The 19,552-nt window shown below is 60.3% G+C and carries 17 protein-coding genes; 9 read left to right on the top strand and 8 right to left on the bottom strand.

The genetic code is table 11. The features are described 5' to 3' along the window. Nucleotides 1-126: 126 nt before the first annotated feature. On the bottom strand, nucleotides 127-1,284 hold the full coding sequence (locus tag MHH62_RS03875; protein ID WP_014718366.1) for a PQQ-dependent sugar dehydrogenase: 1,158 nt from the start codon (nucleotides 1,282-1,284) through the stop codon (nucleotides 127-129). Nucleotides 1,285-1,296: 12 nt separating this feature from the next. Then, complete coding sequence (locus tag MHH62_RS03880; protein ID WP_014718365.1) at nucleotides 1,297-1,605, bottom strand: hypothetical protein; 309 nt, start codon at nucleotides 1,603-1,605, stop codon at nucleotides 1,297-1,299. A 185-nt stretch (nucleotides 1,606-1,790) separates the two neighbouring features. On the opposite strand from MHH62_RS03880, the gene MHH62_RS03885 reads away from it, so the two are divergent. Continuing rightward, the gene (locus MHH62_RS03885; RefSeq protein ID WP_014718364.1) at nucleotides 1,791-2,630 is read left to right on the top strand and encodes a Ku protein; all 840 of its coding nucleotides are present in this window, start codon (nucleotides 1,791-1,793) and stop codon (nucleotides 2,628-2,630) included. Between the two features lie 24 nt (nucleotides 2,631-2,654). Beyond that, on the top strand, nucleotides 2,655-5,168 hold the full coding sequence (gene ligD, locus MHH62_RS03890; protein ID WP_339232531.1) for a DNA ligase D: 2,514 nt from the start codon (nucleotides 2,655-2,657) through the stop codon (nucleotides 5,166-5,168). Between the two features lie 18 nt (nucleotides 5,169-5,186). Here ligD and lpxO read toward each other — a convergent pair whose 3' ends face one another. Together lpxO and MHH62_RS03900 are read right to left on the bottom strand one after the other, a co-directional pair. Next, on the bottom strand, nucleotides 5,187-6,086 hold the full coding sequence (gene lpxO, locus MHH62_RS03895; protein ID WP_014718362.1) for a lipid A hydroxylase LpxO: 900 nt from the start codon (nucleotides 6,084-6,086) through the stop codon (nucleotides 5,187-5,189). A gap of 263 nt (nucleotides 6,087-6,349) precedes the next feature. Next, a complete protein-coding gene (locus tag MHH62_RS03900) occupies nucleotides 6,350-7,675 on the bottom strand; it encodes a Wzz/FepE/Etk N-terminal domain-containing protein (RefSeq protein ID WP_014718361.1) in 1,326 nt (441 codons plus the stop codon). Nucleotides 7,676-8,015: 340 nt separating this feature from the next. Here MHH62_RS03900 and MHH62_RS03905 point away from each other — a divergent pair, with 340 nt between their 5' ends. The 4 genes from MHH62_RS03905 to MHH62_RS03920 all read left to right on the top strand — a co-directional run bounded on the left by MHH62_RS03905 (nucleotide 8,016) and on the right by MHH62_RS03920 (nucleotide 13,252). After that, entirely contained in the window at nucleotides 8,016-8,402 is a 387-nt protein-coding gene (locus MHH62_RS03905) for a TIGR03067 domain-containing protein (protein ID WP_019820134.1), read from the top strand. A 290-nt stretch (nucleotides 8,403-8,692) separates the two neighbouring features. Continuing rightward, a complete protein-coding gene (locus MHH62_RS03910) occupies nucleotides 8,693-9,931 on the top strand; it encodes an MFS transporter (RefSeq protein WP_336826446.1) in 1,239 nt (412 codons plus the stop codon). Nucleotides 9,932-10,073: 142 nt separating this feature from the next. Further along, on the top strand, nucleotides 10,074-11,660 hold the full coding sequence (locus MHH62_RS03915; RefSeq protein ID WP_003191057.1) for an ABC-F family ATPase: 1,587 nt from the start codon (nucleotides 10,074-10,076) through the stop codon (nucleotides 11,658-11,660). Nucleotides 11,661-12,079: 419 nt separating this feature from the next. Next, entirely contained in the window at nucleotides 12,080-13,252 is a 1,173-nt protein-coding gene (locus tag MHH62_RS03920) for an MFS transporter (RefSeq protein ID WP_339232532.1), read from the top strand. On the opposite strand, the gene MHH62_RS03925 is transcribed toward MHH62_RS03920, so the two are convergent. Together MHH62_RS03925 and MHH62_RS03930 are read right to left on the bottom strand one after the other, a co-directional pair. Continuing rightward, nucleotides 13,246-14,283 (bottom strand): dienelactone hydrolase, encoded by a 1,038-nt coding sequence (locus MHH62_RS03925; RefSeq protein ID WP_032874017.1) that lies wholly within the window; start codon nucleotides 14,281-14,283, stop codon nucleotides 13,246-13,248. The two genes, MHH62_RS03920 and MHH62_RS03925, sit on opposite strands and share 7 nt — an antisense overlap. A 191-nt stretch (nucleotides 14,284-14,474) precedes the next feature. Further along, nucleotides 14,475-15,086: an FMN-dependent NADH-azoreductase gene (locus MHH62_RS03930; protein WP_003191051.1), complete on the bottom strand. Its 612-nt coding sequence runs from the start codon at nucleotides 15,084-15,086 to the stop codon at nucleotides 14,475-14,477. Between the two features lie 125 nt (nucleotides 15,087-15,211). On the opposite strand from MHH62_RS03930, the gene MHH62_RS03935 reads away from it, so the two are divergent. After that, nucleotides 15,212-16,120 (top strand): LysR substrate-binding domain-containing protein, encoded by a 909-nt coding sequence (locus tag MHH62_RS03935; protein ID WP_014718355.1) that lies wholly within the window; start codon nucleotides 15,212-15,214, stop codon nucleotides 16,118-16,120. Further along, nucleotides 16,117-16,473, top strand: coding sequence for an MmcQ/YjbR family DNA-binding protein (locus tag MHH62_RS03940; protein WP_014718354.1), 357 nt, complete (start codon nucleotides 16,117-16,119; stop codon nucleotides 16,471-16,473). The genes MHH62_RS03935 and MHH62_RS03940 overlap by 4 nt, the downstream gene beginning before the upstream one ends. Here the strand turns inward: MHH62_RS03940 and MHH62_RS03945 are convergent. Together MHH62_RS03945 and MHH62_RS03950 are read right to left on the bottom strand one after the other, a co-directional pair. Then, complete coding sequence (locus MHH62_RS03945) at nucleotides 16,462-16,845, bottom strand: DUF1294 domain-containing protein (protein ID WP_014718353.1); 384 nt, start codon at nucleotides 16,843-16,845, stop codon at nucleotides 16,462-16,464. The genes MHH62_RS03940 and MHH62_RS03945 overlap by 12 nt on opposite strands. Next, entirely contained in the window at nucleotides 16,842-17,672 is an 831-nt protein-coding gene (locus MHH62_RS03950; protein WP_014718352.1) for an undecaprenyl-diphosphate phosphatase, read from the bottom strand. Before MHH62_RS03950 ends, MHH62_RS03945 begins: the two co-directional genes overlap by 4 nt. Before the next feature lie 226 nt (nucleotides 17,673-17,898). Here MHH62_RS03950 and MHH62_RS03955 point away from each other — a divergent pair, with 226 nt between their 5' ends. Further along, nucleotides 17,899-19,533, top strand: a complete 1,635-nt coding sequence (locus MHH62_RS03955; protein WP_058410366.1) for a methyl-accepting chemotaxis protein — start codon at nucleotides 17,899-17,901, stop codon at nucleotides 19,531-19,533. Nucleotides 19,534-19,552: the final 19 nt, after the last annotated feature.

Genomic DNA, 19,552 nt, shown 5'->3' on the forward strand with positions numbered 1-19,552 from the left:
CGAAAGCGGTCGTGCAGTAACAGATTCAGCGCCTGACACACCGCCTTCGCAGGCAAGCCAGCTCCCACACTTGGATCGCGGGGCATCAATTGGATCTGCGTCTGCTGCCAGCCCCCTCCCACACGTTTAGTCCTGATTCAGCCCAACGCGATACAACACACCGTCATCCTCATCGGTCAGCACATACAGAAAGCCATCCGGCCCCTGTCGCACATCGCGGATCCGCGCTTTCAATTCGCCCAACAAGCGTTCCTCGTGGACCACTTTGTCACCCTCGAACTGCAACCGAATCAGCTCCTGACTCACCAGCGCACCGACAAACAGGTTGTGCTGCCATGCCTTGAACCGGTCGCCGTCATAGAACGCCATGCCACTGACACCCGGCGACTTCTCCCACACATGGTGGGGCGCCACTGTGCCCTCTGCCGTTTTGCCCTTGGCTTCGGGAATCGGCAGCAGGGAATAGTTGATGCCATGGGTTGCCAACGGCCAGCCGTAGTTCTTGCCGCGCTCGATGATATTGACTTCATCACCGCCACGGGGCCCGTGTTCATTTTCCCAGATCGTGCCGCTCCAGGGATTCAAGGCCAGCCCTTGCGGGTTACGCTGCCCATAGGACCAGATCTCGGGACGCACGCCGGGTTGACCGACGAAAGGGTTGTCATCCGGCACGCGCCCATCCGGGTAGATGCGCACCACTTTGCCTTGCAACTTGTCCAAATCCTGGGCCGTGGGGCGGTCGTTGTTCTCTCCAAGAGTCACGAACAGGTAGCCATCACGGTCGAAGGCCAGGCGCGAGCCGAAGTGGTTGCCGGTAGACAGCTTGGGCTCCTGGCGCAGGATCACCTTGAAGTCCTCCAAGCCGCTCAAGTCAGCGGCCAAGCGACCACGCCCTACAGCTGTGCCGGCCTTGCCACCCTCGCCACCGCCTTCGGCGTACGACAGGTACACCAGGCGGTCCTGCTTGAAGTCTGGCGACAGCACCACATCCAGCAACCCGCCCTGCCCTTTGGCCCATACCTGCGGCACGCCCTTCAAGGGCGCAGACAGCTTGCCGTCCGGGCTGACAAACCGCAGGTGCCCAGGTAACTCGGTCACCAGGAAACCTTGCTGGTCCGGCAAAAACGCCAGCGCCCATGGATGGTCCAGGCCCTTGGCGACCGGCGTGGCGGTGATGCTGCCTTGCTCAGTGGGGAACTGTTGGCTATCGACGGCATACGCCGCGCTCAACGGCAGCAACGCGGTGGCGCACAGGGCGGCTAGCAGGGTTTTACGTACAAACATAAGGCGAAATCCTCAGCGGCGATTGCCGTTGGCATCATAGGTGGGCGCTTTGGGTGCGGTGGCCGGGCGGCTGGGGGCCGCCTCCTGCTTGGGGTAGCGGTTGCCGATGCCACCGTTTTCCAGCGTTGGCCGCGGGTTGGCCGGGACGGGCTGGATACTGCGAACAGCCGGTGCATTGGGCTGGGTGCCCTGCATGCTATTGGGGTTGGCCCGGTGAATAGGGCCGTGGTCGCTACGCCCCGGCAGGTTTTGCGCCTGGGCCAATGGCGCAAGGGCCAGGCCCAGCGCCAGTGCTGCGAGATGACGTACACAACGGTTCATGGCCAAACCTCTCTATGCCAAGTACTACGTGCTTTCGATAACACGCTACGCCGCGGGTTCGCGTTGTGACACTAAATAGTTTCTCATCAGGTGTAACACGATCTGTCCGAGCATCTATCCGCCGAAACTTTTGCCCTGCCCTGTGAGTCACCAGCACACAGGCTCTTCGTTGAGGAATCACACCTATGCCACGGGCAATCTGGAAAGGCGCCATCAGTTTCGGCTTGGTTCACATCCCGGTATCGCTGGTCTCGGCGACCTCTTCACAAGGCGTCGACTTTGACTGGCTGGACAAGCGCAGCATGGACCCGGTGGGCTATAAGCGCATCAACAAAACCACCGGCAAGGAAGTCACCAAGGAAAATATCGTCAAGGGCGTGGCCTTTGAAAAAGGACGCTACGTGGTGCTCAGCGAAGACGAAATTCGCTCGGCCCACCCCAAGTCCACCCAGACCATCGAAATCATCGCCTTCGTCGCCAGCGACCAGATCCCCCTGCAAAACATCGACACGCCCTACTTCCTCGCTCCGGATAAACGCGGCGGCAAGGTCTATGCACTGCTGCGCGAAGCGCTGAAAAAAACCGGCAAGGTGGCCCTGGCCAATGTGGTACTGCACACCAAGCAACACCTGGCCGCGTTGATGCCGCTGGAATCGGCTCTGGTGCTGGTCATGCTGCGCTGGCCCGCTGAAGTGCGCAGCCTGGATGAGTTGGAACTGGGCAGCGATGTGACAAAGCCGACCCTGGCCAAAGGTGAATTGGACATGGCCAAGCGCCTGGTGGAAGACATGAGCGCCGATTGGCAGCCCGATGAATACCGTGACAGCTTCCAGGACAAGATCAGGGCGCTGGTGGCGAAGAAGGCCAAGGCCGGCAAGATCGAAGATGTGGAAACGGTCGAAGGCGGCGAAGAGCGAAAATCCGCGGATGTCATCGACCTGACCGAACTGCTCAAACGCAGCCTGGCGGGTAAACCTGCGGCGAAAAAAAGCACCGCGAAAAAGTCCAATAACAAGGCCTCTTGAGCCTGCCATTGACGGGAGAATGACATGGCAAAGCCCCTGAGTGAGTACAATCGCAAGCGCGATTTCAAGATCACCGCCGAACCCGCCGGCAGCTCACCCGCCAGCAAACGCAACGTCTCGGCCCTCAGCTTCGTGATTCAAAAGCACGATGCGCGCAACCTGCACTACGACTTTCGCCTGGAACTCGATGGCGTGCTGCTGAGCTGGGCGGTGCCCAAGGGCCCAAGCCTGGACCCGAGCCAAAAACGCCTGGCGGTGCATGTTGAAGACCACCCACTGAGCTATGGCAGTTTCGAGGGCAGCATTCCCGCCGGCCAATACGGTGCGGGGGATGTGATCGTATGGGACCGAGGCATTTGGCAGCCCCACGATGACCCGCGCAAAGCCTACGCGGCGGGCAAGCTCAAATTCACCCTGGTCGGTGAAAAACTCTCCGGTGACTGGGCGCTGGTACGCACCCGGCTCAAGGGCAGCGGCGACAAGGAGCAATGGCTGTTGATCAAGGAAAACGATCAGCAGGCGCGCCCGGCCGCTGAGTTCGATATCGTCCAGGCCAAGCCCGCCAGCGTGCTCAGCGATGCGGTGGTGGGTAAGCCAAAGGCCAAGGCCAAACCCAAGGCCGCGCCAAAAGCCAAAACGCCCAAGCGCATCGCTGCCCTGCCGGATGAGTTTGCCCCCCAATTGGCAACCTTGGTGGACCGGGCGCCCGAAGGTGATTGGCGCTACGAGATCAAGTTCGACGGCTACCGCATCATGGCGCGTATTCGCGACGGCGAAGTGCGCCTGTTCACCCGTAACGGCCACGACTGGACCGAACGCCTGCCACGTCAGTGCAAAGCCTTGCAAGCCCTCAAGCTCAAGGACAGTTGGCTGGATGGCGAAGTGGTCAGCCTCAATGGCGACGGGCTGCCGGATTTCCAGGCGCTGCAAAACGCGTTCGATATCGGCCGCAGCCTGGACATTGTCTATTACCTGTTCGACGCACCGTTTTTGAACGGCCGCGACCAGCGTGAAGACCCGGTCGAAGAGCGTCGGGCTGCGCTTAAATCTGCGCTGTCCGCCAGCCGAAGCAAACTGCTGCGCTTCTCCGAAGCCTTTGCCGCCAGCCAGCGCGATATTTTCGAGAGCGCCTGTGACCTGGCGCTCGAAGGCGTGATCGGCAAGCGCGCCGGCAGCCCCTACGTGTCGCGGCGCAGTGCCGACTGGATCAAGCTCAAATGCCGCCTGCGCCAGGAGTTCGTGATTGTCGGCTATACCCGCCCCCAAGGTTCGCGCAGCGGCTTTGGGGCGCTGCTGTTGGCGGTCAACGATGACACCGGCCTGGTATATGCCGGGCGGGTGGGCACGGGCTTTGATCAAGCGGCGCTGAAAAGTATCTATGCCAAGCTCACCCCGCTTGAGCGCAAGGACTCGCCCCTGCAAAAACCATTGACCAGTGCCCAGGCCCGTGGCGTGCATTGGGTTGAGCCGAGCCTGGTCGGCGAGGTGCAATTTGCCGAATGGACCCGCGAAGGCGTGGTGCGCCAAGCCGCGTTTGTGGGCCTGCGCACCGACAAGCCAGCCTCGCAGATCATTCATGAACAGCCGCGCGCGGCCAAGTCGGTCAAGGCACCCGAAACGTCGAAAGCCGGTAAAGCGCAGGCAACGGTGAAGAGCGTGAAAATCACTCACCCCGAGCGCATTATCGACAAGCACAGCGGCACGCAAAAACAGCAACTGGCGCAGTTCTACACCGATATCAGCGAATGGATCCTGCCCTTCCTGCGCGCACGTGCCGTGTCATTGCTGCGGGCGCCGGAAGGGATCGAAGGTGAGCAGTTCTTCCAGAAGCACTCAGAGCGTATGGCCATCCCCCACATCAAGCAATTGGACCAGGCGCTGGACCCAGGCCATGCGCGCCTGATGGAAATAGACAGCGTGGAGGCCCTGGTCGGCGCGGTGCAAATGGGTACCGTCGAATTTCACACCTGGGGCGCCACTGCAGACAAGATTGAAACGCCTGACCTGTTTGTTCTCGATCTCGACCCGGACCCGGCCCTGCCCTGGAAAGCCATGCTGGAAGCGGCCCAACTGACCCTGTCGGTACTCGATGAGCTGGGCTTGCAAGCTTTCGTCAAAACCAGCGGCGGCAAGGGCCTGCACTTGATCGTGCCGTTGGCCCGGCGCGACGGCTGGGACACCGTGAAGGCGTTCGCCAAAGCCATTGCGCAATTCATGACCCGGCAACTGCCCGAACGCTTTACCGCCACCAGTGGCCCCAAGAACCGCGTCGGCAAGATTTTTATCGATTACCTGCGCAACGCCCGTGGCGCCAGTACCGTAGCGGCGTATTCCGTGCGGGCCCGCCCGGGCCTGCCAGTGTCGGTGCCGGTGGGTCGAGAGGAGTTGAAAGGATTGCGTGGCGCCCAGCAGTGGACAGTGGCGAACCTGCATCAGCGGCTGCAAACGTTGAAGGATGACCCCTGGGCGGGGTATGCCAATCGACAGAAGATCAGCAAAAAGATGTGGGACAAGCTGGGCGCGCAACCCCCTGGGTGATCCGCGCCTTGAGCCAGGTCAGATAAGAATGAAGATCAGCGCCAGACCGGCAAAGATCGCCCACTTTTCCAGGTAGTAGCGCGTGCGATTGCGCTTCTTGAGCTCTTTGCCACGCAGGCGAATCTTGTACAGACGGGTAAAGGCACGGTTGAGGCCGCCGGTCTTGTCACCCTCATCGTTGGGCGAACCTGCGGCCGCCATCACATTGCGGCTGAACCAGCGGTTGAACGCAGCTGCCCAGCGGTACTTCATCGGCCGTTCGATATCACAGAACAGAATGATGCGGTTCTGTTGGGTGGTGTTTTCCGCGTAGTGAATGTAGGTCTCGTCGAACATCACCGGCTCGCCATCGCGCCAGTAATAGCTTTCGCCATCCACATTGATGTAGCAACCTGGATCGTTAGGGGTATCCAGCCCCAGGTGATAGCGGTACGAGCCCGCATACGGGTCACGGTGACGTACCAGCTTGGAGCCCGGTGGCAGCTCGGCGAACATCGCCGCCTTGATCGAGCCGATGCTCTGCACCAGCTCGGTGGTACGCGGGCACAGCTTCATCGCCGAGGGGTGACTGTCGCCGTACCACTTGAGGTAGAACCGCTTCCAGCCGGTCTTGAAAAACGAGTTGAACCCTACGTCGTTGTATTGCTCCGAGCGTTTGATCTCACCCGCCCGCATCAGATTCTGGCCTTCTTCGCGGATCTCTTCCCAGTGCTCCTGCAATGGGCTCAGGTCTGGAAAGTCGCTGGGCGAGAGGTAGGGACGGCTGGGCTGCTTGGAGAACAGGTACAGGAAACAGTTGATCGGCGCCAGGAACGTCGAGTGATCGCTAAGCTGGCGACCCAGCTTGTGTCGCACCCGACCGCGCAGGTGTACATACGCAATGGAAGCAACGTAGAGAGCAACAATGATGAGTTTCAAGGGATTCGTCACACGTCAGGGAGAGAACAGGCTGCTCCTGCGGGCCCACAACGGCCGAGGATGGATAAGCAGCACCTGAAATCACAATTCACATACAGGCGACACGGCCGGCGGATAACCGCCTGCGTGCGACCATTGGCAGTTATTTAGCCACACTTTGTAACCAAAGGTTAACTAAGAATTGTGAAAAGCTGTCTACTGAGTGTGCTGGGGGTAGGAGCAGGCAGGCCCTTGAGCCTGCCTGTTTGAGGGCGCTGGAAGGGTTACAGCGGCGAGTCGTTACCCTCGCGGCGATCCCCTAATGCCGTATAGGGCACGGCCTGAGTGCGGCTGCGAACGAAGTAGCGGATCAGCGCAATCATCAGGCCCAGCAACAGACCTCCGACAAGGCTCAACGCGATAACCAGCGGCTTTTTCGGCTTGATCGGCGACAGAGGCTCCTGGGCTCGACGGTCAATGGTGACCAGCTTGAGGTTGCTCATATCGATATTCAAACCACGCAACCTGGCGACTTCAGCGCGAAGCGGCTCGACGTCCTGCAAGAAGATGTCTTCATTGCCACGCTTGCGCAGCACCTCAACCTCGCGGTTGCTTTCCAGCAGTTGCAGCTCTTTGCCGATCTCGGCAATGCGCGGGTTGGTGAAATCGTCGCTGGTACGCTGCTGCAATGCAGCGCGTTCGGCTTCCAACGCCTCGGTCCCCATGAAATACAGCGGGATCTTCTGGTTGTTCACCTCGGTCCGCATGACCTGGCTCGAACCCGTGCGGGTGGAGTCGGCCATTGAGGACGGCGTTGTCGGTGTACGAATGCCCATGGACTTGGCAATGCTGATGGCTTCGGCCAACTCGGCGAGGCGGTTGGTGCGTTCCATCTTCATCTGCAGGCGCAGGGCGCTGAGTTCATCCTGCAGTTGGGCACGCTTGAGCCGGTCCGCTTCCAGCAGCTTGGCGATTTTCGATTCTTTATCGGTATCGTAGTTGGCGCGGGCGGCGTCGATCTTGCCCTTGAGCTCGCTCAAGCGGTTATTGACGATCACCTTGAGGTCAGCACCCACTTGCTGACGCTCGGCGGCAATGGCGTAGTCCACAAAACCGTTGAGGATCGCAACACCATCGACGTCGGTCGGGTATTGCAGTTCCAGACGGATATAGCTGCTCAACGAATCGGATTTCTTGGGGTCAGGCAAAATCAGATTGACCGAATTGCGGTTGAACGCCTCAAAGCTCTGCTCAAGGGTTTGCCCCGGTTTCTTGAACGCCTTGAACAACTCCTCATGATCCTTGAAGAACCCCAGGCGTGCATCATAAGAGTCCAGCTGTGCACCTACTTTGAGCAGCGCATCGGCAGGCGGCAACTTATACACTTCCGAACGGTTCAAGGCGTCTAGCTCGTTGATTGCAGCAGGCCGCAACACACTGCTGACTTCATAGGTCTTGGGTGCCAGGAAGGCATAACCTGCGCCTAATACCCCGGCCAGAAGCGTACACCCGATCACCAGCTTTTTTTGTCGCCAGATGGCGTGAAACAATTCAAATAAATCAATTTCATCAGACGCTGCGGAAGGCGGAAGCGGGGAAGTACGATTCAAAATAAGAACACCTTAAAATAATACTAAAAGGCCATCATTCTCAGAAGTCTAAAAGACTTCAAAAATCAGGGACAACGCCCTGGATACGGCAGACCAATGGCGATGTGACCACTCAGTCCCCTGAAATATCCCACAAACTTAGGGATTATTTCGGTTTCATTTCGGTGAGTAAGCCAAATGACACAGCCATGTCAGACTGATCTGGTTGCAAGCGTAGTCAATACAACATGAAAAAGCTGTCAAATAGCTGTCTTATAAAGAAAAAAATTTCGCCTACAGGCGGAACAGTGTCAGCCTCAATACAATTGAACATTTTTTTGAACAGCAATAAGGAGTTTGCATGTCACCCCTTTCCGCTTCGGACTTTCGCGCACTGCAAGGCACTTGGGAACAAACAGCCCTTGAAGACAGTGGCGTGCTTAACCCCGTGGATGCCCACAGCGCGCCGGGAGCAACGACGACAATTGCGGGGGATCGCTTCGAAGTGACCACGGTCAGTGGCGAAGTATTATTGGCAGGACGCTTCGTACTGGACGCCAGTACCACGCCCAAAAGCATTACCTGGACGGACGACATGGGCGATGATGCAGGCAAGCAACTCCCCGCCAGTTACCGGCTCGACGGCGATGATTTCGTATTTATCGCAGCGGATGAAGGCATGCCCAGGCCCACCGTGTTCAGCACCGGCCCTGGGCAAACCATGCGCACCTTTGTGCGGCGGTCTTGATCAAATGTGGGAGCTGGCTTGCCTGCTCCCACATGTTGGAACGCGGGGCGTCAGGGAGATAGGCGGTGACGTGACCATCCGATTTGATCACGGCATTTTCACAAGGTCTTCACTTTTCCATCTATAGGGTGAAGCCTACCTACTCCAGTGAATCCCTTGGCCCGCCCTCTCCTCGCGGGCTTTTTTTTGCGTGCTGAAACCCTCGTTCACCGCGAAACTTATCACCCAGCCCACCGGTCATTAACCCAACGCGTGTTCAGCCCCTGAACGCCGCTCTTGAAGGTCGCATCGTGGCCCGTCATTCAGACCTGCGCATCGCTTTATCCCTGGACAGCCTGAACTTCTTTCTCGCCGATGTGCGCGACGGTCTCGGACCGTACCTGGCGATCTACCTGCTGGCCGTGCATCAATGGGAGCCGGCCAGCATTGGCGTGGTCATGACCCTCGCAGGCATCGCTGCCTTGCTGACCCAAGGCCCCGCGGGTGCGTTGATCGACCGCACTCGCAGCAAACGTGCGGTGGTCGCCCTGGCCGCGCTGTTGGTGACGGGCAGTTGCCTGATGCTGCCCTTCGTCAGTTCATTTGGCTGGGTGGCGCTGACCCAAGCTGCCAGCGCCGTAGCTGCCTCTGTCTTTGCCCCGGCAATTTCCGCCATTTCGCTGGGAATCACCGGGTCGCGTGCCTTCACCCGGCGTACCGGGCGCAACGAGACTTTCAACCATGCCGGCAATGCCGTGGCCGCATTGCTGGCCGGCGGGCTGGCCTACCTGTTCGGGCCGGTGGTGGTGTTCTACCTGATGGCGTTCATGGCCGTCGCCAGTGTCATTGCGGTCAGTTGCGTGCCGGCCAAGGCGATTGACCATGAGGTCGCCCGTGGTTTTGATCCGGCCCATCACACCGACCACGAACAGCCCTCGGGGCTTAACGCGCTGCTCACCAACCAACCGCTGCTACTGTTCGCCATCTGCTGCGCACTGTTTCACCTGGCCAACGCCGCGATGCTGCCGTTGGTCAGTCAGAAACTGGCGCAGATCAATCTGCAGATGGCTACCCCGCTGACTTCAGCCTGCATTGTCGCCGCACAGTTGGTGATGGTGCCGATGGCCTGGCTGGTCGGGCTCAAGGCCGATATCTGGGGGCGCAAGCCACTGCTGCTTGCCGGTTTCCTGATACTGCCGTTGCGTGGCGTGCTCTATACCCTATCCAGCGACCCATATTGGTTGGTAGCCGTGCAGATGCTCGACGGTATCGGTGCCGGCATTTTCGGCGCCCTGTTCCCGGTGATCGTCAAAGACCTGACCCAAGGCACCGGGCGCTTCAACGTCAGCCTGGGCGCCCTCTCCACCGTATTTGGCCTCGGCGCGGCGCTCAGTAGCAGCCTGGCCGGTTTCGTGGTGCAGCAGGCTGGCTACAACGCGGCGTTCCTGACGTTGGCGGCAGTTGCAGCCGCTGCCTTGATGCTGTTGTGGCTGGCGATGCCGGAGACCTTGGCAAAACCATCCTTCGCTCGCCATACAACTGTCGCCTGACATATGCGACAATGCGCGCCAAATTCCAACACACATTCCAAATTTTGTGTTCAGCGACCGGGTTTCGCGCCTTGATGTCGCTGTTGACGCATGCCTGAAGGCACCTGCCGTCACGCTCGCAACCCATTGATAGGTAAAGTAATTGATCTCCACAGCTAACATCACCATGCAGTTCGGCGCCAAGCCGCTCTTCGAGAACGTCTCGGTCAAGTTCGGCGCCGGCAACCGCTATGGTTTGATCGGTGCCAACGGTTGCGGCAAGTCGACCTTCATGAAAATCCTCGGTGGCGACCTCGACCCGTCCGGCGGGCAGGTCATGCTCGAGCCGAATGTGCGCCTGGGTAAACTGCGCCAGGACCAGTTCGCCTACGAAGAATTCACCGTGCTCGACACCGTGATCATGGGCCACGAGGAGCTGTGGAAGGTCAAGGCCGAGCGCGACCGCATCTACTCGCTGCCGGAAATGAGCGAAGAAGATGGCATGGCCGTGGCCGAGCTGGAAACCGAGTTCGCCGAGATGGACGGCTACACCGCCGAATCCCGCGCCGGCGAGCTGCTGCTGGGCCTGGGTATTCCCCTGGAACAGCACTTCGGCCCGATGAGTGAAGTGTCCCCCGGCTGGAAGCTGCGCGTACTGCTGGCCCAGGCGCTGTTCTCCGACCCAGAAGTGCTGTTGCTCGACGAACCGACCAACCACTTGGACATCAACACCATCCGCTGGCTGGAAAACATCCTGACCCAGCGCTCCAGCCTGATGATCATCATCTCTCACGACCGTCACTTCCTGAACAGCGTGTGCACCCACATGGCTGACCTGGACTACGGCGAGCTGCGCCTGTTCCCGGGCAACTACGACGAGTACATGACCGTGGCGACCCAGTCCCGCGAGCAATTGCTGTCGGACAACGCCAAGAAGAAAGCGCAGATTTCCGAACTGCAATCCTTCGTCAGCCGCTTCTCGGCCAACGCCTCGAAAGCCAAGCAGGCGACCTCCCGTGCCAAGGCGATCGACAAGATCCAGCTGGCCGAAGTCAAGCCGTCGAGCCGTGTGAGCCCGTTCATCCGTTTCGAGCAGAACAAAAAGCTGCACCGCCAGGCGGTCATGGTCGAAAAAATGGCCAAAGGTTTCGACGGCAAGCCGTTGTTCAAGGACTTCAGCTTCCAGGTTGAAGCCGGCGAGCGCGTGGCGATCATCGGCCCCAACGGTATCGGCAAGACCACCCTGCTGCGCACCCTGGTCAACGAACTGACCCCGGACGCCGGCAGCATCAAGTGGACCGACGCCGCCGAACTGGGCTACTACGCCCAGGACCACGCCCACGACTTCGAAGACGACGTGAGCCTGTTCGACTGGATGGGCCAATGGACCCAAGGCGAGCAAATGATTCGCGGCACCCTGGGCCGCATGTTGTTCTCCAACGACGAAATCCAGAAGTCGGTCAAAGTGATCTCCGGTGGTGAACAAGGTCGCATGCTGTTCGGCAAGCTGATCCTGCAAAAGCCGAACGTGTTGATCATGGACGAACCGACCAACCACCTGGACATGGAATCCATCGAAGCGCTGAACCTGGCGCTGGAGAACTACCCGGGCACGCTGATCTTCGTCAGCCACGACCGTGAGTTCGTATCGTCCCTGGCCACCCGCATCATTGAGTTGAGCCCTAGCGGCGTGATCGACTTCAGCGGCACCTATGACGACTACCTGCGTAGCCAGGGTGTGGTGTTCTAAGAGCAGCACTGAGCTGCAAGCTACAAGCTGCAAAAAAAGCCCTGTCCCTGTGACAGGGCTTTTTGCATCCGCACTGTGCCGGGCGCTGATTTTATGGGCCATGCATAACCAGTGTGGGAGCTGGCTTGCCTGCGATAGCGGTGGTTCAGTTAAAGATGCAGTGACTGACAGGCAGCCTTCGCGGGCAAGCCCGCTCCCACAGGGAATCGGTGCCAGGCGCTGATTTTATAGGCAATACATAACCCGTGTGGGAGCTGGCTTGCCTGCGATAGCGGTAGTTCAGCTACAGATTCAGTGACTGACACACCACCTTCGCGGGCAAGCGCGCTCCCCCAGGGGCCTTTGTAGGCGTCCCCTCGCTCCTACAGTCGTGCGGGATATGCCATGATGCTTCACCGCCCGCCAGCGATTGAGTATTCATGCCTGCCGCCCCCTCCTCCCTGTCGATCACCCTGCAGATCGTTTCCATCGTGTTCTACACCTTCATAGCCTTTATCTGCATCGGCCTGCCGATAGCGGTGATTCCAGGCTATGTGCACGAGCAACTGGGCTTCAGCGCCGTGGTGGCCGGGGTGACCATCGGTTCGCAGTACCTCGCCACGCTGCTCAGCCGCCCGATGGCCGGGCGAATGTCGGATAACGTCGGCACCAAACGCGCGATCGTGCTGGGCCTGGCCGGTATTCTGATCAGCGGTGTGCTGACCTTTATCGCCACGCTGCTGGACAGCCTGCCGAGCTTGAGCCTGGGTATTCTGATCGCCGGTCGCCTGTTGCTCGGGGTGGCCCAGGGCCTGATTGGCGTGGGGACCATCAGTTGGTGCATGGGCGCAGTGGGCGCCGAACACACCGCACGCTCGATTTCCTGGAATGGCATCGCCTCCTATGGCGCCATTGCCATTGGTGCGCCACTTGGCGTGGTGATGGTGGCTGATTATGGCTACGCCAGCCTCGGCCTTGCCCTGGCGGTGCTGGCGGCGTTGGGCCTGGTGCTGATCCGCAATAAACCCTCGGTGCCGGTGGTACGCGGCGAACGGCTGCCGTTCTGGGCTGTGTTTGGACGTATCGCGCCGTTCGGCGCCAGCCTGTGCCTGGCCTCGATTGGCTACGGCACGCTGACGACCTTTATCACCCTGTATTACCTGAATCGTGGCTGGGCCGGTGCGGCGTATTGCCTGACGGTATTTGGTGTGTGCTTTATTCTCTCGCGCCTGGTGTTTATCTCAGCCATCAGCCGGTTTGGCGGGTTCACCACCGCCATCGCCTGCATGCTCATTGAAACCCTGGGCCTGACGCTGTTGTGGCTGGCACCGTCTACCGGCGTGGCCTTGATCGGCGCCGGGTTGACCGGTTTTGGTTTATCGCTGGTTTACCCGGCGCTCGGCGTGGAAGCTATCAAGCAAGTGCCGGACAGCAGCCGCGGCGCGGGGCTGAGTGCGTATGCGGTGTTTTTCGACCTGGCCCTGGCGATCGCCGGGCCGTTGATGGGCGCCGTGGCGTTGAATCTTGGCTACGGCTGGATATTCTTCTGCGCCGCGTTGCTGTCGGTCAGCGCGCTCGGCCTGACCGTACTGCTCAGGCGCCGCGCCTACTGATCAGCCGTCTGCAGGCCGGCACGCGTTGCCTCACCGAGGGTGCGACTGAAAAAGCGCCCGGCCTCGGAGACCATATCGCGGTGAATCCCTTCACGGTCGACACCATCGGCATCGGTGCAGATGCCTGGCATTGTCGCCAGCTGATCACTGTCGCACGGGGCCATGAATACAAAGTGCCCTGCCCCGGCCAACAGCTTGAAGTCCGGCGGCTCTGGCAGTTTGCGCGCCAGGGCGGCGGCGTTTTTGTCCACTGCCACCAACTGGTCGCCATCGCCACTGTAGAGCAGCACCGGCACATGCACATCCGCCAGAGTGTGGCGGCCGAACATCAAGCTCAGCGGCGCCATCAGCATCAAAGCATGGATACGCGGGTCAGCCTGGGGTTGCAAGTCGTCGCGATCGACCACCAACTCGCCCTTGGTGGTGCACGCGTCGCGGTCTTCGGGGCGCTCTTGGCAGTAGCGGCGCAGGCGTTCGAAATCCGGCTTGGCGCCCGCCAGGATCAATGCCGTTTCGCCACCGGCTGAATAACCGATGACGCCGATCTGATCGATATCCACAAAGGGCGACAGCATCGGCTCGGCCAAGGCGGCGGTGATCGCCTGGGAGATCTGGATCGGCCGGCCATACAGATTGCTCACGGTGCCCAGGCGGCTGTGGTCCTTATAGTTGTCGCCAGGATGCAGAACCGCCACCACCACAAACCCCTTGCGCGCCAAGGCGGTGGCCAGGTCATGCAGGGCCAGCGGCGTGCCGGTATTGCCGTGGGACAACATCAGCATCGGGAAACGCCCGATCGCCACCTTGGCATCTTCGCTGGCCGCCACATGGTAGGCGCCCAGCGCGGTAGTGCGCTCGGCATCGGTAGAGGGATAGAACGCGATGGCTTTCATCGGCTGCGCATCCAGCGGGTCGAGAAAACTCATGCGATGAAACCCCACACTCCAATGGGGGTGCGGTGCCGGCGCGGCGTGCACTGAAACCACGCCGCCCAACAGCGAAAGAACCAAAACAGCACAAAGACGCATCATGGGGATGTCCACCTTTGCTGCAAAAGAACCGGCCTGTCGAAGAAAAAGTCCAGGGTATCGAATGGATGTCTGCATAACCTGGGCCACAACGAAAAAACTCCGTACTCCGCTCGCGTTCAGGCGATCAGAATACAGAGTTTAGGCGCTCGGTTTCAGAATGAAACCGAGGACAGGGCACATTTACATAAGCCTCACGCAGCGGCGAACAGTTGCTCGTTGATGCGCACGTTGGCGTCGCTCATGGCTTTGCTGCGCACTTCGTCACCGTAGGCCAGGCCTTCAGCGCGCACGATCTCGATGTCGGTGATGCCCAGGAAACCGAACAGCAGCTTCAAGTAGCCTTCGTGGGCAGCGCCCGAGGCCTGGTCGGCATGCAGGCCACCGGCGGTGGAAACAATAATGACTTTCTTGTTGCCGCACAGGCCTTCAGGGCCGGCTTCGGTGTAGCGGAAGGTCTGGCCGGCTACCGCGATGCGGTCGATCCAGGCTTTCAACTGGGTGGGGATGGTGAAATTGTACATCGGCGCACCGACTACCACGGCATCGGCGGCGAGGAACTCAGCCAGGGACGATGCACTCAGTTCAGCCTCGTGCTTTTGCGCCGCATCACGCAGTTCAGCGGCAGTGCCCAAGGCGCCCAGGGTAGCGCCGGAGAAATGGTTGATGCCTTCGCTGGCGAGGTCGCGGTAGGTCACTTCCACACCCGGCTGGGCGGCTTGCCATGCCTTGACCACACCGGCGCTGAGCTGACGGGAGGCCGAGTTGTCGCCGAGGATGCTGGAATCGATGTGCAACAGTTTCATGATGGATCTCCGAGGTGGGATCGACAGTGGCGATCAGATGGTAGTGATGCTACGCATGAAACCAATGGTCGATAAGCCACCTGAAATGCGATAGTTTGTCCCACTGACAGGACAATAGGCCCACCATGCAAGACCTCAACGACCTCTACTATTTCGCCAAAGTCGTCGAAGCCGGCGGTTTTGCTGCGGCTGGCCGGCTACTCGGGATTCCCAAATCCAGGCTGTCGCGGCGCATTGCCGAGCTGGAAGACCGCCTGGGTGCGCGCCTGCTGCAACGCACCACCCGGCAACTGACCCTCACCGCCGTGGGCGAGCGCTATTTGCGCCACTGCCAGGCCATGCTGTTGGAGGCGGAAATGGCCGACGAGGCCGTGGCCAGCATGTCCAGCGAGCCACGGGGGCGCTTGCGGGTCAGTTGCCCGGTGGGGCTGGCCCAGCAGATTCTGCCAGAGCTGGTAGCCGGTTTTCTGGCCGCGCACCCGTTGGTGCAGTTGGACATGACCCTGGTGAATCGCCGCGTCGACCTGGTAGCCGAAGGCATTGATGTAGCGCTGCGCGTACGCGAACTGGGCGACGAAGACCCGTTACTGGTCACCAAACGCCTGCGCCAGGCGCATACCGTGCTGGTGGCCAGCCCCGTTTTCATGCGTGAGCGGCGGGTCGAAACCCTGGAAGACCTCAAGCAGTTGCCAATCCTTGGCGCACTCGAGGCGGACCGAATGGTGCACCAACGCATCATCGACCCTCAGGGCAACATGCACGAGCTAGTGATGGAGGCGCGCCTGGGCATCGAAGACTTTATCGTGCGCAAGGCCAGCGCAATGATGGGCGTGGGCTTTACGGTGCTGCCAATGATGTACTGCGAAGAAGAACTGGCCAGCGGCCGCCTGGTGCAACTGCTGCCGCAATGGTCATTACCAGGCGGCTGGCTGCAAGCGGTCTACCCGCACCGGCGCGGCGTGCTGCCGGCCATCCGGGCCTGGATCGACTACCTGGAAGAAGGCTTCAAAGGCTGTGGAGATCGGCTGTTATGAGCATGACGGAAGAACAAGTCGCACGTTTTTGCCTGAGCCTGCCAGGCGCACGGGAAGACTATAAATGGGGCGGCGTGCGGGTGTTCTCGGTTGCTGGCAACAAGATGTTCGCCTTGCAGAACCTGCGCGGTGAGTCGCTGGCCTTCAAGGTCGACAAAGAACTGTTCCTGGGTCACGTCGACCGCCCGGGCATTCACCCGGCGCCTTACCTGGCGAGGGCGCAGTGGGTCATCATGAACACGCCCTACCCTTTGGGCGCAGAGGAACTGCGTGGCTTGTTGCAGCGCTCCCACCAGTTGGTGGTGAGCAAGCTGCCCAAGCGCACACAGATTGGCTTGTGGCTAGAGGATTGACAGCAAGGTGCCGCCAAGAAACAGCTGGTCCAGCCAGAACACCTGGTGCAACAGCACAATCACCCAGAACAGCACCTGGTAAGACACCTTGCGCGTCTTGTGCCGGAACACCTGCTGGGCAATCAACGCCCCCGGCCAACCGCCCGCCAGCTCCACCGCATGCAGGATGTTTTCCGGGGTGCGCCAGCCTTCGGTCTGCGCCTTGCGCTTGTCGCTCCAATAAAGAAAGAACGCCACCACACTGACCACGCCGTAGGCCATCAACGGAATCGCCGTTTCGCCGCGATACCACAGCAAGGCCGAGCCCAGCAGCGGCGCGGCACACAGCAGTACAAAGATCAGCGCCTTCAGGCGTGGGTGCTGGATAGTCATGGCTTGACCGCAGTCCAGTCGATCCAGCCGAACTGCCAGGTCGCCAGGATGACCAGGCCAAAGGCAATCCGGTACCAGGCAAACACCGCGTAGCTGTGGCTGGCGATGAATTTGAGCAAGCCCTTGACCGCAATCATCGCGAAGATGAACGAGGTGACAAAACCAATGGCGAACACTGGAAAATCCGCCGGCTGGAACAGATCGCGGTACTTGTAACCCGAGTACACCGCCGCCCCAACCATGGTCGGCATGGCCAGGAAGAATGAAAATTCGGTGGCCGTCTTGCGCGACAGGCCGAACAACAGGCCGCCGATGATCGTTGCACCGGAGCGCGAAGTGCCCGGGATCATCGCCAGGCACTGGGCCAGGCCGACCTTGAGGGCGTCTTTCCAGGTGATGTCGTCGACGGTTTCAGCCCGCACTGCATGTTGGCGGCGCTCGGCCCACAACATGATCACGCCACCCACTACCAGGGCAGTCGCTACAGTGATCGGGTTAAACAGGTAGTGCTTGATCAGGTCGGCAAAAATCACCCCCAATACCACCGCCGGCAACACGGCGATGATCAGGTTGACGGTAAAGCGCCGGGCCTTGGGCTGGGTCGGCAGGCCGATGACCACGTCAAAGATCTTGCGCCGAAACTCCCAGACTACCGCCAGGATCGCGCCCAGCTGGATGATGATGTTGAAGGCTTCGAAACGCTCGCCGCCAAAATTGATCAGGTCGGCGACGATGATCTGGTGGCCAGTGCTGGAGATCGGCAAGAACTCCGTAAGCCCCTCGACGATGCCGAGAATCAATGCCTGTATGGCGGTCCAAAAATCCATGCTGTCTCCAAAGGTCATGCGCGTGGCATGCCTCTTAGTCTTTTTTAAGTTCACTGACGACGAGCGCACACAAGCGCCCGCAGTTGATTCTCAACGCCGGTCTGCAAAAATTCCGTGAAAAATCAGGCAGTACTCAGGTTTTTCGATTCCGGGCCGAAAGCCTATCAGACACGCCGGAAATCTCGAAGCAGCACCACAATTATAAAGAGCAGGGAGTGACAGGACGATGAACAGTTTGCGCAGCATGTCGATCAGCCGCCGCCTTTGGCTGATCCTGATAGTCGCCGTGTTGATGCTGCTGGCCTTGGGGCTGTTAATGCTCAACCAGATCCACGGCGACCTCTACCAGGCCAAGCGCCAGCAAACCCAGCACGTGGTGCAGACCGCCAGTGGCGTACTCAGCTATTACCAGAGCCTGGAAAAAACCGGCGTACTGACCCGCGACGCCGCGCAACAACAGGCCCTGAGCGCGGTGCGCGGGCTGCGTTATGACCACGATGACTACTTCTGGATCAACGACCTCACCCCCGTGATGATCATGCACGCGGCCAACCCCAAGCTCGACGGCCAGAACCTTTCGGCGATTCGCGACCCGGACGGTTTCGCCGTGTTCAACGAATTCGTGAACCTGGCCAAGGCCAAGGGCGCCGGCATCGTCAACTACCGCTGGCCGAAGCCCGGCGCCGAAGCGCCGGTAGAGAAAACCTCGTACATCCAACTGTTCGAACCCTGGGGCTGGATTATCGGCTCCGGGGTCTACGTGGACGATGTGCAGGCCGAATTCAGGGGCCAGGTGTGGAAAGCCTCGGCCATTGGCCTGGGCATTGCGCTGATGATGGCCGTGCTGGTGGTGCTGATTGCCCGCAGCATCGTGCAGCCGTTGCAGGCCGCGGTGAATGCCATGGGCAATATTGCCAGTGGCGAAAGTGACCTGACCCACAGCCTCGATACCCACGGCCGTGACGAATTGACGCAACTGGCCCAGCACTTCAATAGCTTCACCGCCAAGCTGCGCCAGGTGGTCGGCCAGTTACAGGTGTGCGCGAACGCCCTGGGCCAGTCGTCCAGCGAGCTGGGCCACAACGCCAGCCAGGCCCACGACCGCAGCCAGCAGCAGTCCCAGCAGATGGAACTGGTGGCCACCGCCATCAACGAAGTCACCTACGGCGTGCAGGACGTGGCCAAGAATGCCGAGCACGCCGCCAGCGAAATGCGCGATGCACAGGCCCAGGCACAGCAGGGCCAGGTCAATATCGACGGCAGCTTGCAGCAGATCGACCAGCTCTCCACCACTATCAGCCAGGCCGTGGAGGTGATCCGCACGCTCTCCAGCGAGAGCACGCAGATCGGCGGGGTACTGGAGGTGATCCGCTCCATCGCCGACCAGACCAACCTGCTCGCCCTCAACGCCGCCATCGAAGCCGCCCGTGCGGGCGAGCAAGGCCGCGGGTTTGCGGTGGTCGCCGATGAGGTGCGCCTGCTGGCCCAGCGCACGCAGAAATCCACCGCCGAGATCCAGGTGATGATCGAGCGCCTGCAAGGCCACTCCGAAGCGGCGGTCAAGGTCATCAGCGACAGCCACAGCGCCTCGCAACTGACCATTGAACAAGCCGGCCAGGCGGGCGCAAGCCTCACCGCCATCGGCCAGGCGCTGCACAACCTCAACGGCCTGAACGCCTCGATTGCCAGCGCCACCCTGCAGCAGGCCCATGTGGTGGAAGACATCAACCAGAACGTCACCCAAGCGGCCGGGCTGTCCCACAGCACCGCGCTGGCAGCGGAGCAATCGAGCGTGGCGAGTGCACAGTTGCGTGGCTTGAGTGAACAGCTTGATGGGCTTTTGCGTCAGTTCAAGGTTTGACATCCCTCAGCGGTGGGAG

This window comes from Pseudomonas sp. FSL L8-0168 (assembly GCF_037976155.1).
Taxonomy (GTDB): Bacteria; Pseudomonadota; Gammaproteobacteria; order Pseudomonadales; family Pseudomonadaceae; genus Aquipseudomonas; species Aquipseudomonas paracarnis.

Bases quoted from the DNA above. Each gene is read 5' to 3' on its own strand.
- MHH62_RS03875 (WP_014718366.1), bottom strand. From the start codon at position 1,284: ATGTTTGTACGTAAAACCCTGCTAGCCGCCCTGTGCGCCACCGCGTTG.
- MHH62_RS03880 (WP_014718365.1), bottom strand. From the start codon at position 1,605: ATGAACCGTTGTGTACGTCATCTCGCAGCACTGGCGCTGGGCCTGGCC.
- MHH62_RS03885 (WP_014718364.1), top strand. From the start codon at position 1,791: ATGCCACGGGCAATCTGGAAAGGCGCCATCAGTTTCGGCTTGGTTCAC.
- ligD (WP_339232531.1), top strand. From the start codon at position 2,655: ATGGCAAAGCCCCTGAGTGAGTACAATCGCAAGCGCGATTTCAAGATC.
- MHH62_RS03905 (WP_019820134.1), top strand. From the start codon at position 8,016: ATGTCACCCCTTTCCGCTTCGGACTTTCGCGCACTGCAAGGCACTTGG.
- MHH62_RS03920 (WP_339232532.1), top strand. From the start codon at position 12,080: ATGCCTGCCGCCCCCTCCTCCCTGTCGATCACCCTGCAGATCGTTTCC.
- MHH62_RS03925 (WP_032874017.1), bottom strand. From the start codon at position 14,283: ATGATGCGTCTTTGTGCTGTTTTGGTTCTTTCGCTGTTGGGCGGCGTG.
- MHH62_RS03930 (WP_003191051.1), bottom strand. From the start codon at position 15,086: ATGAAACTGTTGCACATCGATTCCAGCATCCTCGGCGACAACTCGGCC.
- MHH62_RS03935 (WP_014718355.1), top strand. From the start codon at position 15,212: ATGCAAGACCTCAACGACCTCTACTATTTCGCCAAAGTCGTCGAAGCC.
- MHH62_RS03940 (WP_014718354.1), top strand. From the start codon at position 16,117: ATGAGCATGACGGAAGAACAAGTCGCACGTTTTTGCCTGAGCCTGCCA.
- MHH62_RS03945 (WP_014718353.1), bottom strand. From the start codon at position 16,845: ATGACTATCCAGCACCCACGCCTGAAGGCGCTGATCTTTGTACTGCTG.
- MHH62_RS03950 (WP_014718352.1), bottom strand. From the start codon at position 17,672: ATGGATTTTTGGACCGCCATACAGGCATTGATTCTCGGCATCGTCGAG.
- MHH62_RS03955 (WP_058410366.1), top strand. From the start codon at position 17,899: ATGAACAGTTTGCGCAGCATGTCGATCAGCCGCCGCCTTTGGCTGATC.